Source organism: Paenibacillus sp. FSL R7-0345, assembly GCF_038595055.1.
Taxonomy (GTDB): domain Bacteria; phylum Bacillota; class Bacilli; order Paenibacillales; family Paenibacillaceae; genus Paenibacillus_AQ.
The window spans coordinates 6,526,879-6,541,907 of sequence record NZ_CP152002.1 but is presented as its reverse complement, the minus strand read 5'-3'; the positions used below and the strand labels follow the sequence as shown (position 1 = coordinate 6,541,907).

The 15,029-nt window shown below is 51.8% G+C and carries 17 protein-coding genes; all 17 read left to right on the top strand.

Annotated elements, in window-relative coordinates:
• The first annotated feature begins 2 nt into the window (after window positions 1-2).
• The 17 genes from atpB to NST84_RS28295 all read left to right on the top strand — a co-directional run bounded on the left by atpB (window position 3) and on the right by NST84_RS28295 (window position 14,706).
• Entirely contained in the window at window positions 3-770 is a 768-nt protein-coding gene (gene atpB, locus NST84_RS28375; RefSeq protein ID WP_342563351.1) for a F0F1 ATP synthase subunit A, read from the top strand.
• Between the two features lie 106 nt (window positions 771-876).
• On the top strand, window positions 877-1,089 hold the full coding sequence (atpE, locus tag NST84_RS28370) for a F0F1 ATP synthase subunit C (RefSeq protein ID WP_039877624.1): 213 nt from the start codon (window positions 877-879) through the stop codon (window positions 1,087-1,089).
• A gap of 97 nt (window positions 1,090-1,186) precedes the next feature.
• Complete coding sequence (atpF, locus tag NST84_RS28365) at window positions 1,187-1,675, top strand: F0F1 ATP synthase subunit B (RefSeq protein ID WP_342563350.1); 489 nt, start codon at window positions 1,187-1,189, stop codon at window positions 1,673-1,675.
• Window positions 1,672-2,223: a F0F1 ATP synthase subunit delta gene (locus NST84_RS28360; RefSeq protein WP_342563349.1), complete on the top strand. Its 552-nt coding sequence runs from the start codon at window positions 1,672-1,674 to the stop codon at window positions 2,221-2,223. Before atpF ends, NST84_RS28360 begins: the two co-directional genes overlap by 4 nt.
• Window positions 2,224-2,234: 11 nt before the next feature.
• The gene (atpA, locus tag NST84_RS28355; protein WP_342563348.1) at window positions 2,235-3,746 is read left to right on the top strand and encodes a F0F1 ATP synthase subunit alpha; all 1,512 of its coding nucleotides are present in this window, start codon (window positions 2,235-2,237) and stop codon (window positions 3,744-3,746) included.
• 154 nt (window positions 3,747-3,900) lie between these two features.
• Window positions 3,901-4,770, top strand: coding sequence for an ATP synthase F1 subunit gamma (gene atpG, locus NST84_RS28350; protein WP_342563347.1), 870 nt, complete (start codon window positions 3,901-3,903; stop codon window positions 4,768-4,770).
• A gap of 83 nt (window positions 4,771-4,853) precedes the next feature.
• Window positions 4,854-6,251 (top strand): F0F1 ATP synthase subunit beta, encoded by a 1,398-nt coding sequence (atpD, locus tag NST84_RS28345; RefSeq protein ID WP_342563346.1) that lies wholly within the window; start codon window positions 4,854-4,856, stop codon window positions 6,249-6,251.
• Between the two features lie 103 nt (window positions 6,252-6,354).
• A complete protein-coding gene (locus NST84_RS28340; RefSeq protein WP_342563345.1) occupies window positions 6,355-6,771 on the top strand; it encodes a F0F1 ATP synthase subunit epsilon in 417 nt (138 codons plus the stop codon).
• Between the two features lie 192 nt (window positions 6,772-6,963).
• Window positions 6,964-7,221 (top strand): DUF1146 family protein, encoded by a 258-nt coding sequence (locus tag NST84_RS28335; protein WP_342563344.1) that lies wholly within the window; start codon window positions 6,964-6,966, stop codon window positions 7,219-7,221.
• 200 nt (window positions 7,222-7,421) lie between these two features.
• Window positions 7,422-8,789 carry a UDP-N-acetylglucosamine 1-carboxyvinyltransferase gene (gene murA / locus NST84_RS28330; RefSeq protein WP_342563343.1) on the top strand — a complete coding sequence of 456 codons (1,368 nt, stop codon included), beginning with the start codon at window positions 7,422-7,424 and terminating at the stop codon, window positions 8,787-8,789.
• A 150-nt stretch (window positions 8,790-8,939) separates the two neighbouring features.
• Window positions 8,940-10,079 (top strand): stage II sporulation protein D, encoded by a 1,140-nt coding sequence (spoIID, locus tag NST84_RS28325; RefSeq protein ID WP_342563342.1) that lies wholly within the window; start codon window positions 8,940-8,942, stop codon window positions 10,077-10,079.
• Between the two features lie 60 nt (window positions 10,080-10,139).
• Window positions 10,140-10,880 (top strand): M23 family metallopeptidase, encoded by a 741-nt coding sequence (locus NST84_RS28320; protein ID WP_342563341.1) that lies wholly within the window; start codon window positions 10,140-10,142, stop codon window positions 10,878-10,880.
• A gap of 242 nt (window positions 10,881-11,122) precedes the next feature.
• A complete protein-coding gene (gene spoIIID, locus NST84_RS28315) occupies window positions 11,123-11,410 on the top strand; it encodes a sporulation transcriptional regulator SpoIIID (RefSeq protein WP_342563340.1) in 288 nt (95 codons plus the stop codon).
• Between the two features lie 185 nt (window positions 11,411-11,595).
• Complete coding sequence (locus NST84_RS28310; RefSeq protein WP_342563339.1) at window positions 11,596-12,594, top strand: rod shape-determining protein; 999 nt, start codon at window positions 11,596-11,598, stop codon at window positions 12,592-12,594.
• 49 nt (window positions 12,595-12,643) lie between these two features.
• Window positions 12,644-13,519 (top strand): flagellar hook-basal body protein, encoded by an 876-nt coding sequence (locus tag NST84_RS28305; RefSeq protein ID WP_342563338.1) that lies wholly within the window; start codon window positions 12,644-12,646, stop codon window positions 13,517-13,519.
• Between the two features lie 126 nt (window positions 13,520-13,645).
• A complete protein-coding gene (locus tag NST84_RS28300; protein WP_342563337.1) occupies window positions 13,646-14,467 on the top strand; it encodes a flagellar hook-basal body protein in 822 nt (273 codons plus the stop codon).
• An 8-nt stretch (window positions 14,468-14,475) separates the two neighbouring features.
• Window positions 14,476-14,706, top strand: a complete 231-nt coding sequence (locus NST84_RS28295; RefSeq protein ID WP_342563336.1) for a DNA-directed RNA polymerase subunit beta — start codon at window positions 14,476-14,478, stop codon at window positions 14,704-14,706.
• Window positions 14,707-15,029: the final 323 nt, after the last annotated feature.

Below are 15,029 nucleotides of genomic sequence, written 5' to 3'. Positions count from 1 at the left end.
CCATGCATGAAATGCCAATAATCTATCTTGGCAGCATACCAATTGATCTATCTGCTGTACTGACACTGCTAATCAGTTCTGTTGTTGTTTTTGTTCTGGTGATGCTGTCTGTCCGCAACCTGTCTGTCGATAATCCGTCCAGACTCCAGAATTTTATGGAGTGGGTAGTTGAGTTCGTACAAGGGATTATCAGCAGTGCAATGGACCTGAAAAAGGGCAAGCCGTACATATCACTGGGATTGACGCTGATACTGTTTATCTTTGTCTCCAATCTCCTGGGTCTGCCTTTTTCCTTTATCACTGAGGCCCATGAGCCAGTATATATTTTTGGACACGTGATTGATGCGACCAAAAATCTGGCGCACGGCGACCATGTTGAGCTGCTCTGGTATAAGTCACCGACTGCCGACATCAACATTACTGCCGGACTCGCGATCATCGTTTTCGTACTGATGAACTTCCTGGGCATCAAGCAGAACGGCAAGCATTATTTCAAGCACTACATTGAGCCGTTTCCGATTTTCCTGCCGCTCAACATCATCGAAAACCTGGCTAAGCCGGTTGCACTGGCTATTCGTTTGTTCGCGAATATCTTTGCCGGTGAGGTTCTGATCACTGTAATTCTCAAGCTGGGAATAGTAAGTATACCGTTCCTGGCAGTCTGGCAAGGCTTCAGTATTTTTGTCGGGGCACTCCAGGCGTTTATTTTCACCATTCTGACGATGGTGTACATCGCACAGATGACCATTCACGAAGAAGAAGCGCATTAATGAACTGCCGTGAGACTGAGCGGCAATTGCCATGGGGTTTTCGCGGGAGATTTTTATATCATTAAAACCACAAAAAATGAACCGAAATTAAAGGAGGATATTTTCAATGGAATTTTTGGCAGCAGCAATCGCGGTTGGTTTGGGCGCACTCGGCGCAGGTCTGGGTAACGGTATGATCGTAAGTAGAACGGTTGAATCTATCGCCCGTCAGCCGGAAGCTCGTAACGCCCTGCAGACTACAATGTTTATCGGTGTAGGTATCGTCGAAGTTATTCCTTTGGCGGCAACAGTTATTGCATTCTTGATCATGTTTTCATAATAAACCGTTCTTACGGTTTGGCGGGGAGGGCTAGTGCCATCCGCGCCTTACTTTTGTATATATCCGCACACCGCGGTAACGGAAAGGAGTGACCACAGTGACTATAGTATGGACTAACATAGTATTTTCAATTGTCGCATTTGTAATCCTGTATATCCTGCTCAGTAAATTTGCTTTCAGCAAATTGTTCGGAATCATGGAGAAACGCCGTGAACTTGTGCTGCAGCAGATGGACGAAGCGGCTAAGACCAGAGAGCAGGCGGTCGCTTATGTAGAAGAGCAGAAGCAAGCCTTGCAGAAGGCGCGCGAGGAAGCTCAGCAGATTATCCAGCAATCGCAGGCTACCAGCCTTAACCAGGCTGACAAGCTGATCGATCAGGCTAAGAATGAGGCTGCCCGTCTTAAAGATGAGGCTGTCCGTGATATTGCTAATGAAAAGAACAAGGCAGTGGAAGCGCTGCGCGGGGAGCTTGGTGCTGCTTCCGTCCGGATTGCCTCCAAGCTGCTTGAAAAAGAAGTTAAGGCTGATGGCGAGCAGGAGCAGCTTGTTAATCAATACCTCAAAGAGGTAGGAGGCCGGCCATGAGCGGCAGTGCGGTAGTTGCCAAACGTTATGCCAAAGCCTTGTACAGTGCTGCGGTAGAGAAGGGCAATACGCTTGAGGTTGAAGAACAGCTGAAGACGGTAGTCGAGGTGCTCCATCTTGATGAAGAGGTGAAGCGGTTTATTCTTGCACCGCGCATTTCACAGTCCGACAAGCTGAAGGTGCTGCGCACCGGACTTCAGGGCAAGCTCTCTGATACGGTACTGAATACGGTAGAGCTGCTGGTAGAACGGGGCAGAACCGATATTTTTGCAGATTTGCTGGAAGCATACGTGAAGATAGAAGGCGAAGCCCAGGGTATCGGCGATGCGACTGTCTACTCTACTTATGCACTGAGCCAGGCGGAACAGGATACTGTAGCCCGGGAATTCAGCCAGCTTACCAAACGGAAGATTCGTGTTACGAATCTCGTTGATCCAAGTCTGCTCGGTGGATTGAAGGTCGTTATCGGCGATACGCTGTATGATGGCAGCCTCGCGGGCAAGCTTGCACGTCTTGAGAAATCTTTTAATGATAAGCATAGAAGATAGGGGTGAGGATATTGAGCATTAGACCTGAAGAGATCAGCAGTTTGATCAAAAGTCAAATTGAGCAATATAAAGCCGATATTGAAGTGGCCGAAATCGGCACCGTCATTCAAGTCGGCGACGGTATCGCCCGTGTCTACGGTCTGGAAAACGCGATGGCAGGGGAACTGCTGGAGTTCTCCAACGGAGTAGTGGGCATGGCGCTCAACCTGGAAGAAAGCAACGTCGGTGTTGTTATCCTGGGTGAGTACACAGCAATTCGCGAAGGCGATCAAGTAAAACGTACCGGACAAATTATGCAGGTTCCTGTAGGCGAAGCCCTGCTGGGCCGTGTAGTAAATCCTCTGGGTCAGCCGCTGGACGGCAAAGGCCCGATTGCAACAACAGAATTCCGTCCGGTCGAAAATAATGCACCAGGCGTTATCGACCGTAAATCGGTACATGAGCCTATGCAGACAGGTCTTAAAGCTATCGACGCGATGGTGCCAATCGGCCGCGGACAGCGCGAGCTGATCATCGGTGACCGTCAGACCGGTAAAACAGCAATCGCTATTGATGCGATTATCAACCAAAAAGGCAATGGCATGAAATGTATCTATGTAGCCATCGGCCAGAAGCAATCTACAGTAGCTCAGGTTGTGGAAACCCTACGCCGTCATGGCGCGCTGGATTACACAATCGTTGTAACGGCTTCGGCCTCCGAGCCGTCCCCGCTGCTGTATATCGCTCCATACGCAGGCTGCGCAATGGGCGAATACTTCATGTACAAAGGCGAGCACGTGCTTGTCATCTATGATGACCTTTCGAAGCAAGCCTCTGCATACCGTGAGTTGTCCCTGCTGCTCCGCCGTCCACCGGGCCGTGAAGCATTCCCGGGTGACGTATTCTATCTGCACTCCCGCCTTCTGGAGCGTGCAGCCAAGCTTAGCGACGAGCTTGGTGGTGGTTCATTAACCGCCCTTCCTTTCATCGAAACACAGGCTTCCGACGTATCAGCTTACATTCCTACGAACGTAATCTCGATCACTGACGGCCAGATCTTCCTTGAATCCGACCTGTTCTACTCCGGTCAGCGTCCGGCGATCAACGTCGGTATCTCCGTATCCCGTGTAGGCGGTTCGGCACAGATCAAAGCGATGAAGAAGGTTGCCGGCTCCCTGCGTCTGGATCTGGCTCAATACCGTGAGCTTCAGGCGTTCTCCCAGTTCGGTTCCGATCTTGATAAGTCTACGCAGGCCCGTCTGAACCGCGGTGCGCGTATGATGGAAATTCTCAAACAGGGCGTTAACCAGCCGTTGTCTGTAGAACATCAAGTTATCAGCTTGTACACTGCTGTTAAGGGCCACCTGGATGATATTCCGGTCAAAGATGTAAGACGGTTTGAGAAGGAATTCCTGGCATTTGTGGATTCCGGAGCTGCCGGTATCGTTCAGTCCATTACGGATACCAAGGACTTGACTGCAGATAACGAAGCTGCCCTCAAAGAAGCGATCGATAAGTTCAAAAGAGGCTTCGCAACCAGCTAATCTTTAATACACATACAAACATAGCCTGAACCGGGGCGTTGGCACTGCCGAAGCTCCGGGATATGCTTACAAAGATAGCTTTAACTTTGTTAAAGCTCAGTTTACGCTTACGAAGATAGCTTTGACTTCGTCAAAGCTTTAAGGTGGTGAAATCATGGCAAGAAGCATGCGTGATATTAAACGTCAAATCAAGAGCGTTCAAAACACCAGACAGATCACCAAGGCAATGGAAATGGTAGCCGCCTCAAAACTGCGCAAAGCGCAGGAAAAAGCGGAAGCTGCCCGTCCTTACTCGGAGAAGCTGAAAGAGGTTGTAGCGAACATTGCTGCCGGTACCCAGGGGATTAGCCATCCGATGCTGGTGAGCCGTCCCGTGAAGAAGACTGCTTATCTTATCGTTACCTCCGACAGAGGCCTCGCCGGCGGATACAATGCCAATATTCTGCGTAAGGTGACAATGCTCCTGGCAGAAAAGCATAAATCCAAAGACGAGTATGCTTTGTTCGTGATCGGCCGTAAAGGCCGCGACTTTTTGCGCCGCCGTGAGTATCCGATTGTAGAGGAAATAACAGAACTGTCCGATTCACCGAAATTCTCCGACATCAAGTCGATTGCTTTTTCGGCGGTACAGCAGTTCGAAACAGGCGTGTACGACGAACTGTATATCTGTTATAACATGTTCGTAAATGCGATCAGCCAGGTGCCGACCGTAGACCGCTTGCTCCCAATGGATACTGTAGGTGCAGGGGAACATCACGAGGCAAGTGCCAGTTACGAATATGAGCCTTCTCCTGAAGGTGTACTCGGCGTGCTGCTTCCCAAATATGCGGAAACCCTGATTTATAGTGCGGTTCTCGACGGCAAAGCCAGTGAGCTCGGTGCAAAAATGACCGCGATGGGCAGTGCCACGAAGAACGCATCGAAGATGATCGGTGAACTCAGACTTACTTATAACCGTGCCCGTCAAGCGGCTATTACCCAGGAAATTACCGAGATTGTGGCCGGAGCGAACGCGCAGTCTTAAACAATGGAAACGGGCGCCGGAGCTTGGTGAAGGCCTTCCCGTTTCTTCTCAATGCAACAGCTTTCGAGGAGGGAAATAATAAGATGAACAAAGGACGCGTTGTAAGCATTATGGGTCCGGTTGTCGATATTGAATTTGAACGCGGCCAGCTGCCCGAGATTTTCAACGCTATCAAGATTGAAACCAGCTTGGAAAATGGCCGTACGATTGATTTGACTCTTGAGGTTTCCAATCACCTGGGTGACAATCTGGTTCGTTGTATCGCTATGTCGTCCACGGACGGCCTGGTGCGCGGACTTGAGGTTATTGACCTGGGCGGACCGATTTCCGTACCAGTTGGCGCAGCTACACTTGGCCGCGTGTTCAACGTACTGGGCAATCCTATTGATAACGGCGCTGCAGTAGTCGCAGAGCGCAACCCGATTCACCGTCTGGCTCCGACATTTGATGAGCTGTCCACCCAAGCGGAAATCCTGGAAACAGGAATCAAGGTTATCGACCTGCTGGCCCCTTATGCCAAAGGCGGTAAAATTGGCCTGTTCGGCGGTGCCGGCGTTGGTAAAACCGTAACGATTCAGGAACTGATCAACAACATCGCGCAAGAGCACGGCGGTATCTCCGTATTCGCCGGTGTTGGTGAACGTACCCGTGAAGGGAACGACCTTTATCATGAAATGACGGATTCCGGCGTTATCAAGAAAACCGCAATGGTATTCGGACAAATGAACGAGCCGCCGGGCGCACGTCTTCGTGTAGCTCTGACCGGTCTGACCATGGCAGAGTACTTCCGTGATGTGGAAGGCCGCGATACGCTGCTCTTTATCGATAACATATTCCGCTTTACCCAGGCGGGTTCCGAAGTATCCGCCCTGCTCGGCCGTATGCCGTCTGCGGTAGGTTACCAGCCTACACTGGCTACAGAAATGGGTCAGCTGCAGGAGCGCATCACTTCCACCAAGAAGGGTTCCGTTACTTCGATCCAGGCGATCTACGTACCGGCGGATGACTATACTGACCCGGCTCCGGCAACGGCGTTTGCCCACTTGGATGCAACGACCAACCTTGAGCGTAAGATTTCCGAGAAGGGGATTTTCCCTGCGGTAGATCCGCTGGCATCCAGCTCGCGTATCCTCGCTCCGGAAATTGTCGGCGATGAGCACTATAATGTGGCACAAGGCGTTAAGCAGCTGCTGCAGCGTTATACTGAACTTCAGGATATCATTGCGATCCTGGGTATGGATGAGCTGAGTGAAGAAGACAAGGTTATCGTGGCCCGTGCCCGTAAAGTTGAACGCTTCCTGTCCCAGCCATTCCACGTAGCTGAACAATTCACCGGCTTCAAGGGCAAATACGTGCCTATCAAAGAAACTGTACGCAGCTTCAAAGAAATTCTGGAAGGCAAGCACGATGATCTTCCGGAAGCAGCCTTCCTCTTTGTAGGTACGATTGAAGAAGCAGTCGAAAAAGCGAAATCCATGTAATTTTGTTAAGATTAAGCTTTCGATAGCGAGCTTTACTTCGTAAAGCTTAAGCTTATGCTTACGATGTGAGCTTAACGATGTTAAGCTTTTAGGAGGAATGGAAGTGAATACCTTTCTGCTTGAAATTGTCACACCGGAGCATCTCGTTTACTCCAAGCAGGTTACCAGCCTGACAGTACGCGGAGTTGACGGGGAGCTGGGCATTTTGCCGGGACATATTCCGCTGGTGACTCCACTTCAGGTTGCTCCGCTCACTGTCAAATCGGACGGCGTTACGACCACTATCGCTGTTCATGGCGGGTTCGTAGAGGTGCACAAAGATAAAGTGACAGTTCTGGCTGAAAGCGCCGAGCTGCCTAAGGACATCGACGTTGAACGCGCCGAAGCGGCCAGAGAACGCGCTCAGCGCCGCCTTCAGACCCGCAGCAAACAGGACGAGATTGATCATCGCCGTGCGGAGCTTGCGCTTCAGCGCGCTGTTACACGGATTAAAGTGTCCACCGGAAAAGGACAACAGTAGCAATTCAGCGGTCAAGCCTAAGGCTTGACCGCTTTTTCATGGTACGGTACTGCAAATATTATGAAAATCTCGTAACAATCCAGGCTATTCGGGCATGTAATGTTTAAAACTTTGTAAAAGTACTGGATTCTTTTGACCTGCACAAGTATGATATAAGAGTCGATTTCCAAGTAACTTACACGGAGGTTTTCCATGGATCAATTGTTGGTTGAAGATTTGTCCAGTGCGGTCGGTACCAGCGGTCTGGTATCCATGATCGTTTCTTTGCTCTGTGTAGTCTTATCTTGGTGGGCACTTCAGAACCTTAAGCTCGATCTGGTCATAAGATATCCCAAGAGCCCTCAGGGCAGACTGCTGCATTTGCTGCTGGCCATCGTTCTGGGCCACTTCGTGGCTGGCTTTTTGCTGGATTACCTGGGCTGGAGCGGGCAGATCCGCAACATGTTTTAATGGCAGGTGGTTTGGTTATATCTGTCTTAGGCCCAGACGGCAAAAATGGTGTCGAATAATAAGGTTTTATTATGTCAACACTGATGTTTAAGGAACGTGCCCGCACATCGGGCGCAATGACGGAATATCCGATATTTTAACAGATGCATCTTACCTTCAAAAATTAAATTAAGAAATAATGGACGCGGAGGGAAACCGAAATGAGCAAATTTATCGTCCGCGGTGGCAACAGATTGACCGGGAGCGTGAAAGTTAGCGGCGCAAAAAATTCCGTACTACCGATCATAGCCGCCTCTCTATTGGCAGAAGAAGGAGTCAGCGTTATTGTAGACGCTCCTCCGCTAGACGATGTAATGACCATCAGCAAAGTGCTGGAATCTCTGGGTGCGGGTGTTACATACCAGAACGATATCATCGAGGTGGATGCCAGAAACATATCCTCCTGTGAAGCGCCTTATGAATGGGTGCGCAAAATGCGTGCATCCTTCCTAGTCATGGGCCCGCTATTGTCCCGTATGGGCCATACCCGCATTTCACTGCCGGGAGGCTGTGCAATCGGCACAAGACCGATCGACCAGCATCTGAAGGGCTTTGAAGCGCTGGGTGCCGAGATCAGTCTGGGCCAGGGTTACATTGAAGCTAAATCTAACGGCCGTCTGCGCGGAGCCAAGGTCTATTTGGATGTGGCCAGCGTAGGCGCAACTGAGAATATAATGATGGCCGCAGCACTCGCGGAAGGTGTTACTGTAATTGAGAACGCCGCAAAAGAGCCGGAGATTGTCGATCTGGCCAACTATCTGAACGGCATGGGCGGCATTGTCCGCGGTGCGGGAACCGGCGTTATCCGTATTGAAGGCGTTGAGCGCCTGCACGGCGTGAAGCATCATGTCATCCCTGACCGGATTGAAGCAGGCACCTATATGGCGGCTGCAGCGATTACCGGCGGCGATGTTTATGTTGAGGGCGCTATTGCCGATCACCTTGGTCCGGTAATTGCCAAGATGGAGGAAATGGGCGTAACCATTCTTCCAGACGAGAACGGCATCCGTGTCATCAGTGACAAGCCGCTGAAGGCTGTTGATCTGAAGACATTGCCATACCCTGGCTTCCCGACTGATATGCAGTCACAGATGATGGCGCTGCTGCTCCGTTCGGAAGGCACCTCTGTCGTTACTGAGACTGTGTTTGAGAACCGGTTCATGCATGTGGATGAATTCCACAACATGAATGCCGAAATCAAGATTGAGGGCCGTTCTGCGATCGTAACCGGCAATGCCCAGCTTGTGGGCGCCAAGGTATGCGCGACGGATCTGCGTGCAGGGGCTGCGCTTATTTTGGCGGGTCTTGTTGCCGAGGGTACCACAGAAGTAAGCGGAACCCATCACATTGACCGCGGTTATGTGAATCTGGCTGAGAAGCTTTCAGGACTTGGCGCGGACATCTGGCGTATTTCCCTGCAGGATTCGGCTGCTCTGGCGGCGGCTGCGAAGGAAGAAGCAGTTCAGCCGGAAGCTCCTAAAAGTGAAGAGCTGAAGCCTCGTTTCCAGGTTCAGCCGACCTGGGTATAATTCATTGTTCATTCGAAGACCGTTCCGCTTAGGCGGACGGTCTTTTTTGTGCTCCGGGATTCTCTGACTCTCAGAAATCACGTTCTAGCAGCTTCCGCAGATTCATATCTATAAGAATCACCAGTGCCTACGGAAGGAGCCATAGAAGAGATGAGAGAGTTCCGCTACCTGAAACGCAGAATGAAGTTCCGGCGCGCTGCACGGCCGCGCGCTCCCCGGATCAGGCGGCTCGCCCCCGCCGCCTGGCTGGCAGCCCCGCTGCTCGCGGGGCTGCTGCTGCCGCTGGCTCTTGTCCCGCTGCGCGGAGGACATGAGCCAGCCCCCGTGGCCGTGCCGCAGGCCACGGCCTCGCCGGCAGAGGCTGCTGCGGAAGTCCCGCAGCCGGAAGTGACCGTCTATTTGTCGCAGAGCGGACAAATAGAGACCCTGCCGCTGGAGGACTACGTCAGCGGCGTGCTGGCGGCCGAGATGCCGGCGGACTTTGAGCTCGAAGCGCTCAAAGCCCAGGCCGTGGCCGCCCGCACCTTTATCGTCCGCCGCCTGCTGGCCGGCGACCACAGCGGGGTGCCCGTTCCGGAGGCCGACGTAAGCGATACAGTAAGCCATCAGGCTTACATCTCGCAGGCGGTGCTGGAACGGGACTGGGAGCACGGCGGCAAGAGCGCCGCGCTGGCCAAACTGCGCCGCGCGGTCCTTGAGACGCGCGGGGTGATCATGACCTATAAAGGACAGCCGATTACGGCTTCCTTCTTTGCCTCCAGCGGAGGCTATACCGAAAATTCGGAAGACTACTGGAATGTGGCTGTTCCTTATCTGCGCAGCGTAGCCAGCCCTTGGGAGCTGGAGATTACACCGAATCTGGCGGTCACGGTCAGCTTCACCACCTCCGAGCTGCTGGGCAAGCTGGGGCTGGACCCGGCAGCTCTGCCTGCGTCGCAGGATTTGGCGGCTGCAGGCAAGGTGAAGCCCGTATCCTCGTCTTCCTCGGCACTGCCGGCCGTGGTGCTGTCGTTAACCGACGGTCACCGGGTGAAGGAAATCTCGATCGGCGGAAAGATATTCACCGGCCGGGAGGTACGCGAGAAGCTGGGGCTGCGCTCCAGCCAGTTCACCTGGAAGCGCCAGGGCAGTGAAGTGCTGATTACCACTTACGGCAACGGGCATGGAGTAGGGATGAGCCAATGGGGGGCAAACGGGATGGCAAAGGAAGGGAGTACAGCCACGGGAATTCTCAAACACTACTATAGCGGAGTCCAGTTTTCCCAAGTCTCAACTCTCCTGAAAAAATAACTTAAAAGATACGTATAAAAGCGAACCGCCCGGTAACACTGGTTACTGAGGTGATAAACTATGAATGAACAAGACAAAAACAAGCAAAACCATGATGAATCTCTCAAAAACAAGCAGGGAGATTCAGGCGCCAAGCCTTCTTCATGGAACAGAGCATTATCCAAACGCTGGGTATTCCCGGCAGTCTACACGGCGGCAGCGGCTCTTATCCTAACTTTGGTGTGGTTCTATCAGGATGCCGGCCAGAAGCCGCTTGATCCTGACACCGCCGCAGTTGTGTCGCAGAACGTCAGCGGTACCGGCAATGAAGCCGGCACACCCGCTGATCCGGAGGCGCTGGAAGTTGTCGCATCAGCAGAAAGTCTGGCCTGGCCGGTAGCCAGTCCAAGTGAAGTGCAGGTTGTTAAGCCGTTCTATGATGAAAATGGTACAGAGGAAAATCATGTGGCGGCTATGGTGCAGTATAATGACACCTTCGTGCCGAATGTCGGCATCGATATCGCCCGTGAAGACAACAAAACGTTTGACGTTAAAGCTGCGCTTAGCGGTGAAGTTACCCGTGTCGAAGAAGTTGCTGTATTTGGCAAAGTGGTGGAGATTACCCATCCGGGCAATCTGAAGACCGTTTATCAGAGCCTCGGCGATGTTAAAGTGAAGCAGGGCGATGAAGTGAAGCAGGGCGACACGCTGGCAACGGCGGGACGCAGTGAGATCGAGAAGGATCTCGGCAATCATGTGCACTTTGAAGTGTACGAGGACGGCAAGGTAGTGAACCCGTCCGATCTGCTGGCTCAGCGCTAATCATATCCGCAGGAGACAGGGGGCATACGCTCCCTGTTTTTTTGATGCGTCCTGAGACGGGTAACCTTTAATACATATTTTAAAAAGCGCAACTTTAGTCCTAATTCCATAAATCAGCAGGCCAAACGGTTGTCCCGGAAAGAAAATGGGCTTTCATAGGCTTGTCACGCCCTGAAAGCGCGAATATATAGGCCCGCCCCTCATATAATGTACCAAACTATCCACAGTTGGGAGGCGGGAGCGTGCACGATTACATCAAGGAACGGACGATTAAAATCGGACGCTGCATCGTGGAAACCAGGCATACGGTCCGGACCATAGCCAAGGAATTTGGCGTTTCAAAGAGCACGGTGCATAAAGATTTAACCGAACGGCTGCCGGAGATCAATCCGGATTTGGCAGATCAGGTGAAGCACATTCTTGAATATCATAAGTCAATCCGGCATTTGCGGGGGGGAGAAGCCACCAAGATCAAGTACAAAAAATCAACAGGAAAAAAACGTGAGGTTGCCGTAGCCGCAAAGCCATGAATTTTTCAGTTATTTAAGGAATAATTAAGCTTTACTGCATTGTATACTCCCCCTAAAGTATGGTATTTTTAAATTTGGTACTATATAGGATGAACTTAAGAATGAGGCGCTAGTAGCATTCTTAAGTTCATGTTCCAAGACGGACTGTTCTTCATTTAAAATAACACTTTGGGGGCTCTTTCATTATGCTTAGCAAGGATATCGGAATCGATCTCGGCACTGCCAATGTGCTCATTCATGTAAAAGGGAGGGGAGTCGTTCTGGATGAACCCTCCGTGGTCACACTTGAAAGTGATACGAAGCGGGTCCTTGCGGTAGGAGAGCAGGCGCGCCGGATGGTCGGGCGTACACCTGGCAATATTACAACGATCCGTCCGCTCAGGGATGGAGTCATTGCTGACTTTGCTATTACGGAAATGATGCTGAAGCATTTTATCGACCGCGTGGGCGGACGTACCTGGTACTCCAAGCCCCGCATATTGATCTGTGCCCCCACAAATATTACCTCCGTTGAACAGAAATCCATCCGGGAAGCTGCTGAACGAAGCGGGGCCAAGGATGTGTATCTGGAGGAGGAGCCCAAAGCTGCAGCGATCGGGGCGGGTATGGATATCTATCAGCCAAGCGGGAATATGGTCGTCGATATTGGCGGCGGAACGACGGATGTAGCTGTCCTCTCCATGGGCGACATCGTTACCGCCTCCTCCATTAAAGTCGCGGGGGACAAGTTCGATGAGGCCATTTTAAAATATATTAAACACAAATATAAGTTGCTTATCGGGGAACGGACTGCAGAGGATATCAAGGTTTCAATCGGCTCCGTGCGCCCCGGCGGCATGAAATCCGAGATGGACATCAGAGGGCGGGACATGGTCAGCGGACTTCCGCAGACGCTCACCATTTCGTCCGGCGAAGTGAAGGAAGCACTATGGGACCCGGTTTCAATGATTGTGGCAGCAGCCAAGTCTGTACTGGAACGTACGCCGCCGGAGCTGTCGGCAGATATTATTGACCGCGGAGTCGTCCTTACAGGCGGCGGTGCGATGCTTAACGGACTGGACGAGCTGCTCTCTGAACAGCTTCATGTTCCGGTCTGGGTAGCTGAAGATCCGATGCACTGTGTCGTTAAGGGAACGGGAATGATGCTCGATCATTTGGACAAGGTTGTTAAGAAAAAGTTCTAAGCTGCCGATATAAGGGATAACAGCAGATTCAGGAAGGGGAATTGCCCGCATGATCAGAGGATTGTATACGGCCGCTGCCGGTATGGTCACACAGCAGCGCAGACATGATACGGCTACGCAGAACATTGCCAATTTAAATACTACGGGGTACAAGCAGGTTAATACGGTAACCCACGCTTTTCCTGATGTATTGATCTCGGCAATGAGCGGCGGTACAACGAAGCAGGTCGGACGTCTCAATACCGGGGTATTCGCTGAACAGGCCGTTTCCCAGTATTTGCAGGGCGATCTGATTGAGAGCGGCAAGCCGTTTGATTTTGCGCTGTCTGCTGATCTGCGGATTCAGGATCCCGCGACTGGAGCGGACATGCTATTTGACGGATCGGGCAAAAATGTAAGCGAGGACGGCGAGGTTACTTACCAGCCGCAGGCTTTTTTTACTGTACAGGATAATGAAGGCAATAATTTATATACAAGAAACGGCAGTTTTACTGTTAATGCAACGGGCGAAGTTCTTAGCTCCGGAGGTTTCAAAGTGCTGGATGCTGCAGGCAATCCGCTTGTTCTGACAGAACCGATGGATGATTTCACAGTGGACGGGCAGGGTAACCTGCTGGACCCGGCTACCGGCCTTCCTTCCGGAGAGAAGATCGGAATTAGTATTGTTGGAAGACCGCAGGAGCTTGTACGTGACGGTAATGGCGTGTTCCATGCTGATGATACAGATGCGGCAGAGATCCGTTTTGCACAAGACGGAGACAACCTTCAGCTGCAACAGGGCTATGTTGAAGGCTCCAATGTTGATGCTACCCAGGTGACCGTAGATATGAATGCCGCTTACCGGGCATATGAGGCCAATCAGAAGGTAATCCAGTTCTATGACACAAGCCTGCAGAAGGCCGTCAATGAAGTGGGCAGAGTATAAGCCGGAGCAAGGCGGACAAGTTTTTTCTGAACATATCAATATATATTCGGGGTCCCCGCAAAGTACCTGAGTCAGCTTCGATGTAAAAGCCTCACTTTGTGGGGTTATTTTAGGAGGTAATGACCTGTGAACAATTCGACGATCGGTGCGGCCGTCTCTATGTCCAGTCTTCAGCAGCGTCTGGATATCATAGCGGACAATATCGCCAATATGAATACGAATGGATACAAGAGCAAGGAAGGCTCCTTTGAAGATGTGCTGACCCGTGTCCAGCAGCAGTCCAAGGATTATGACCAGCCTGGCCGCAGTATGCCGCTTGGCTTCAATATGGGCTTCGGGGTCCGTGTATCCTCGGTAACCAGCAACTGGGAGGAAGGGCCGCTGCAGGAGACAGGCAATCCGACAGATCTGGCGTTGCAGGGCAACGGACTGTTCGGGGTGCAGGTTAACGGCGGGATAGCGTATACACGTCAGGGGGACTTCCACTTCACTCCCGATCCGGCAGATGCACAGCAGATGATGCTGGTGGACAATACAGGCAATCCGGTGCTGAACACGGAGGGTAACCCGCTCAGGGTGCCGGCAAATGTCAGTGCGGCAATAGATGAGAAGGGCCGTGTGCTTACTAAGACCAGCGAGAATGCACCTGCGCAGGTAGCGGGGACAATCATGATTGTGGAGCCGCTGAGCAAGACGGCGCTGCAGGCTGTGGACGGTAACTTCTATGCGTTGCCTGAGGGTGTAGCGGAAGCGCAGGCTTTTCTTCAGCGTCAGCCCGGTGAAGAGACAGCTTTCGGCGTCCGCTCGGGATATCTGGAGCAGTCCAATGTAGATTTAAGCAGGGAAATGACGGAGCTCATGCAGCTTCAGCGCACTTACCAGCTGGCTGCCCGTGCGCTTTCCTCCAGTGACCAGATGCTTGGCCTGGCCAATAATATGCGCGGGTAGGTGACCGAATGAGTGCTAAGAATAAACCAACGCCTGAAGAGGACAAGCAGCAGCCCGCCAAACGGCGTGGTGTATCCAAGTGGACGATTACCCAATGGTTTCTTATTCCGCTCCTGCTGGTTGCTGCTCTTGCCGGCGGATTAGTTGCGGGATATGTTATTATCGGCAAAAGAGAATTCAGCGATGTGCTTCAATGGAGCACATGGAAGCATGTCTATGATCTGGTCTTTGCACCTTAATTTACGCGTTTTTTGGAACTCCCTTGTTGTACAGGGGAGTTTTCTTTTTTATACTGGAAAATGTATAATGAGTGGGGACTTAAGGACAGGCAAAGCTTTCATAGGGAAGCAACCGGGAACCTTTGCGGGGACCGCGAAAGGGATTCCTTTTGACAACCCAAAAAGGGCCCTCTCCGTCAAGCTGCCGCGTGCGGCGGAGAAAGCCCCTTATCTCAACCTCCACTGCTGCAGGTGGTGAAGGATATTTATAGTTTTTACCGGAGCAGTCCAACTTTATGCAGGGATCAGCAAAGAATAAAGCTGCAGCCTGCTGCAGGACTGCC

Bases quoted from the DNA above. Each gene is read 5' to 3' on its own strand.
- atpB (WP_342563351.1), top strand. From the start codon at position 3: ATGCATGAAATGCCAATAATCTATCTTGGCAGCATACCAATTGATCTA.
- atpE (WP_039877624.1), top strand. From the start codon at position 877: ATGGAATTTTTGGCAGCAGCAATCGCGGTTGGTTTGGGCGCACTCGGC.
- NST84_RS28360 (WP_342563349.1), top strand. From the start codon at position 1,672: ATGAGCGGCAGTGCGGTAGTTGCCAAACGTTATGCCAAAGCCTTGTAC.
- atpG (WP_342563347.1), top strand. From the start codon at position 3,901: ATGGCAAGAAGCATGCGTGATATTAAACGTCAAATCAAGAGCGTTCAA.
- atpD (WP_342563346.1), top strand. From the start codon at position 4,854: ATGAACAAAGGACGCGTTGTAAGCATTATGGGTCCGGTTGTCGATATT.
- NST84_RS28335 (WP_342563344.1), top strand. From the start codon at position 6,964: ATGGATCAATTGTTGGTTGAAGATTTGTCCAGTGCGGTCGGTACCAGC.
- murA (WP_342563343.1), top strand. From the start codon at position 7,422: ATGAGCAAATTTATCGTCCGCGGTGGCAACAGATTGACCGGGAGCGTG.
- spoIID (WP_342563342.1), top strand. From the start codon at position 8,940: ATGAGAGAGTTCCGCTACCTGAAACGCAGAATGAAGTTCCGGCGCGCT.
- NST84_RS28320 (WP_342563341.1), top strand. From the start codon at position 10,140: ATGAATGAACAAGACAAAAACAAGCAAAACCATGATGAATCTCTCAAA.
- NST84_RS28310 (WP_342563339.1), top strand. From the start codon at position 11,596: ATGCTTAGCAAGGATATCGGAATCGATCTCGGCACTGCCAATGTGCTC.
- NST84_RS28305 (WP_342563338.1), top strand. From the start codon at position 12,644: ATGATCAGAGGATTGTATACGGCCGCTGCCGGTATGGTCACACAGCAG.
- NST84_RS28295 (WP_342563336.1), top strand. From the start codon at position 14,476: ATGAGTGCTAAGAATAAACCAACGCCTGAAGAGGACAAGCAGCAGCCC.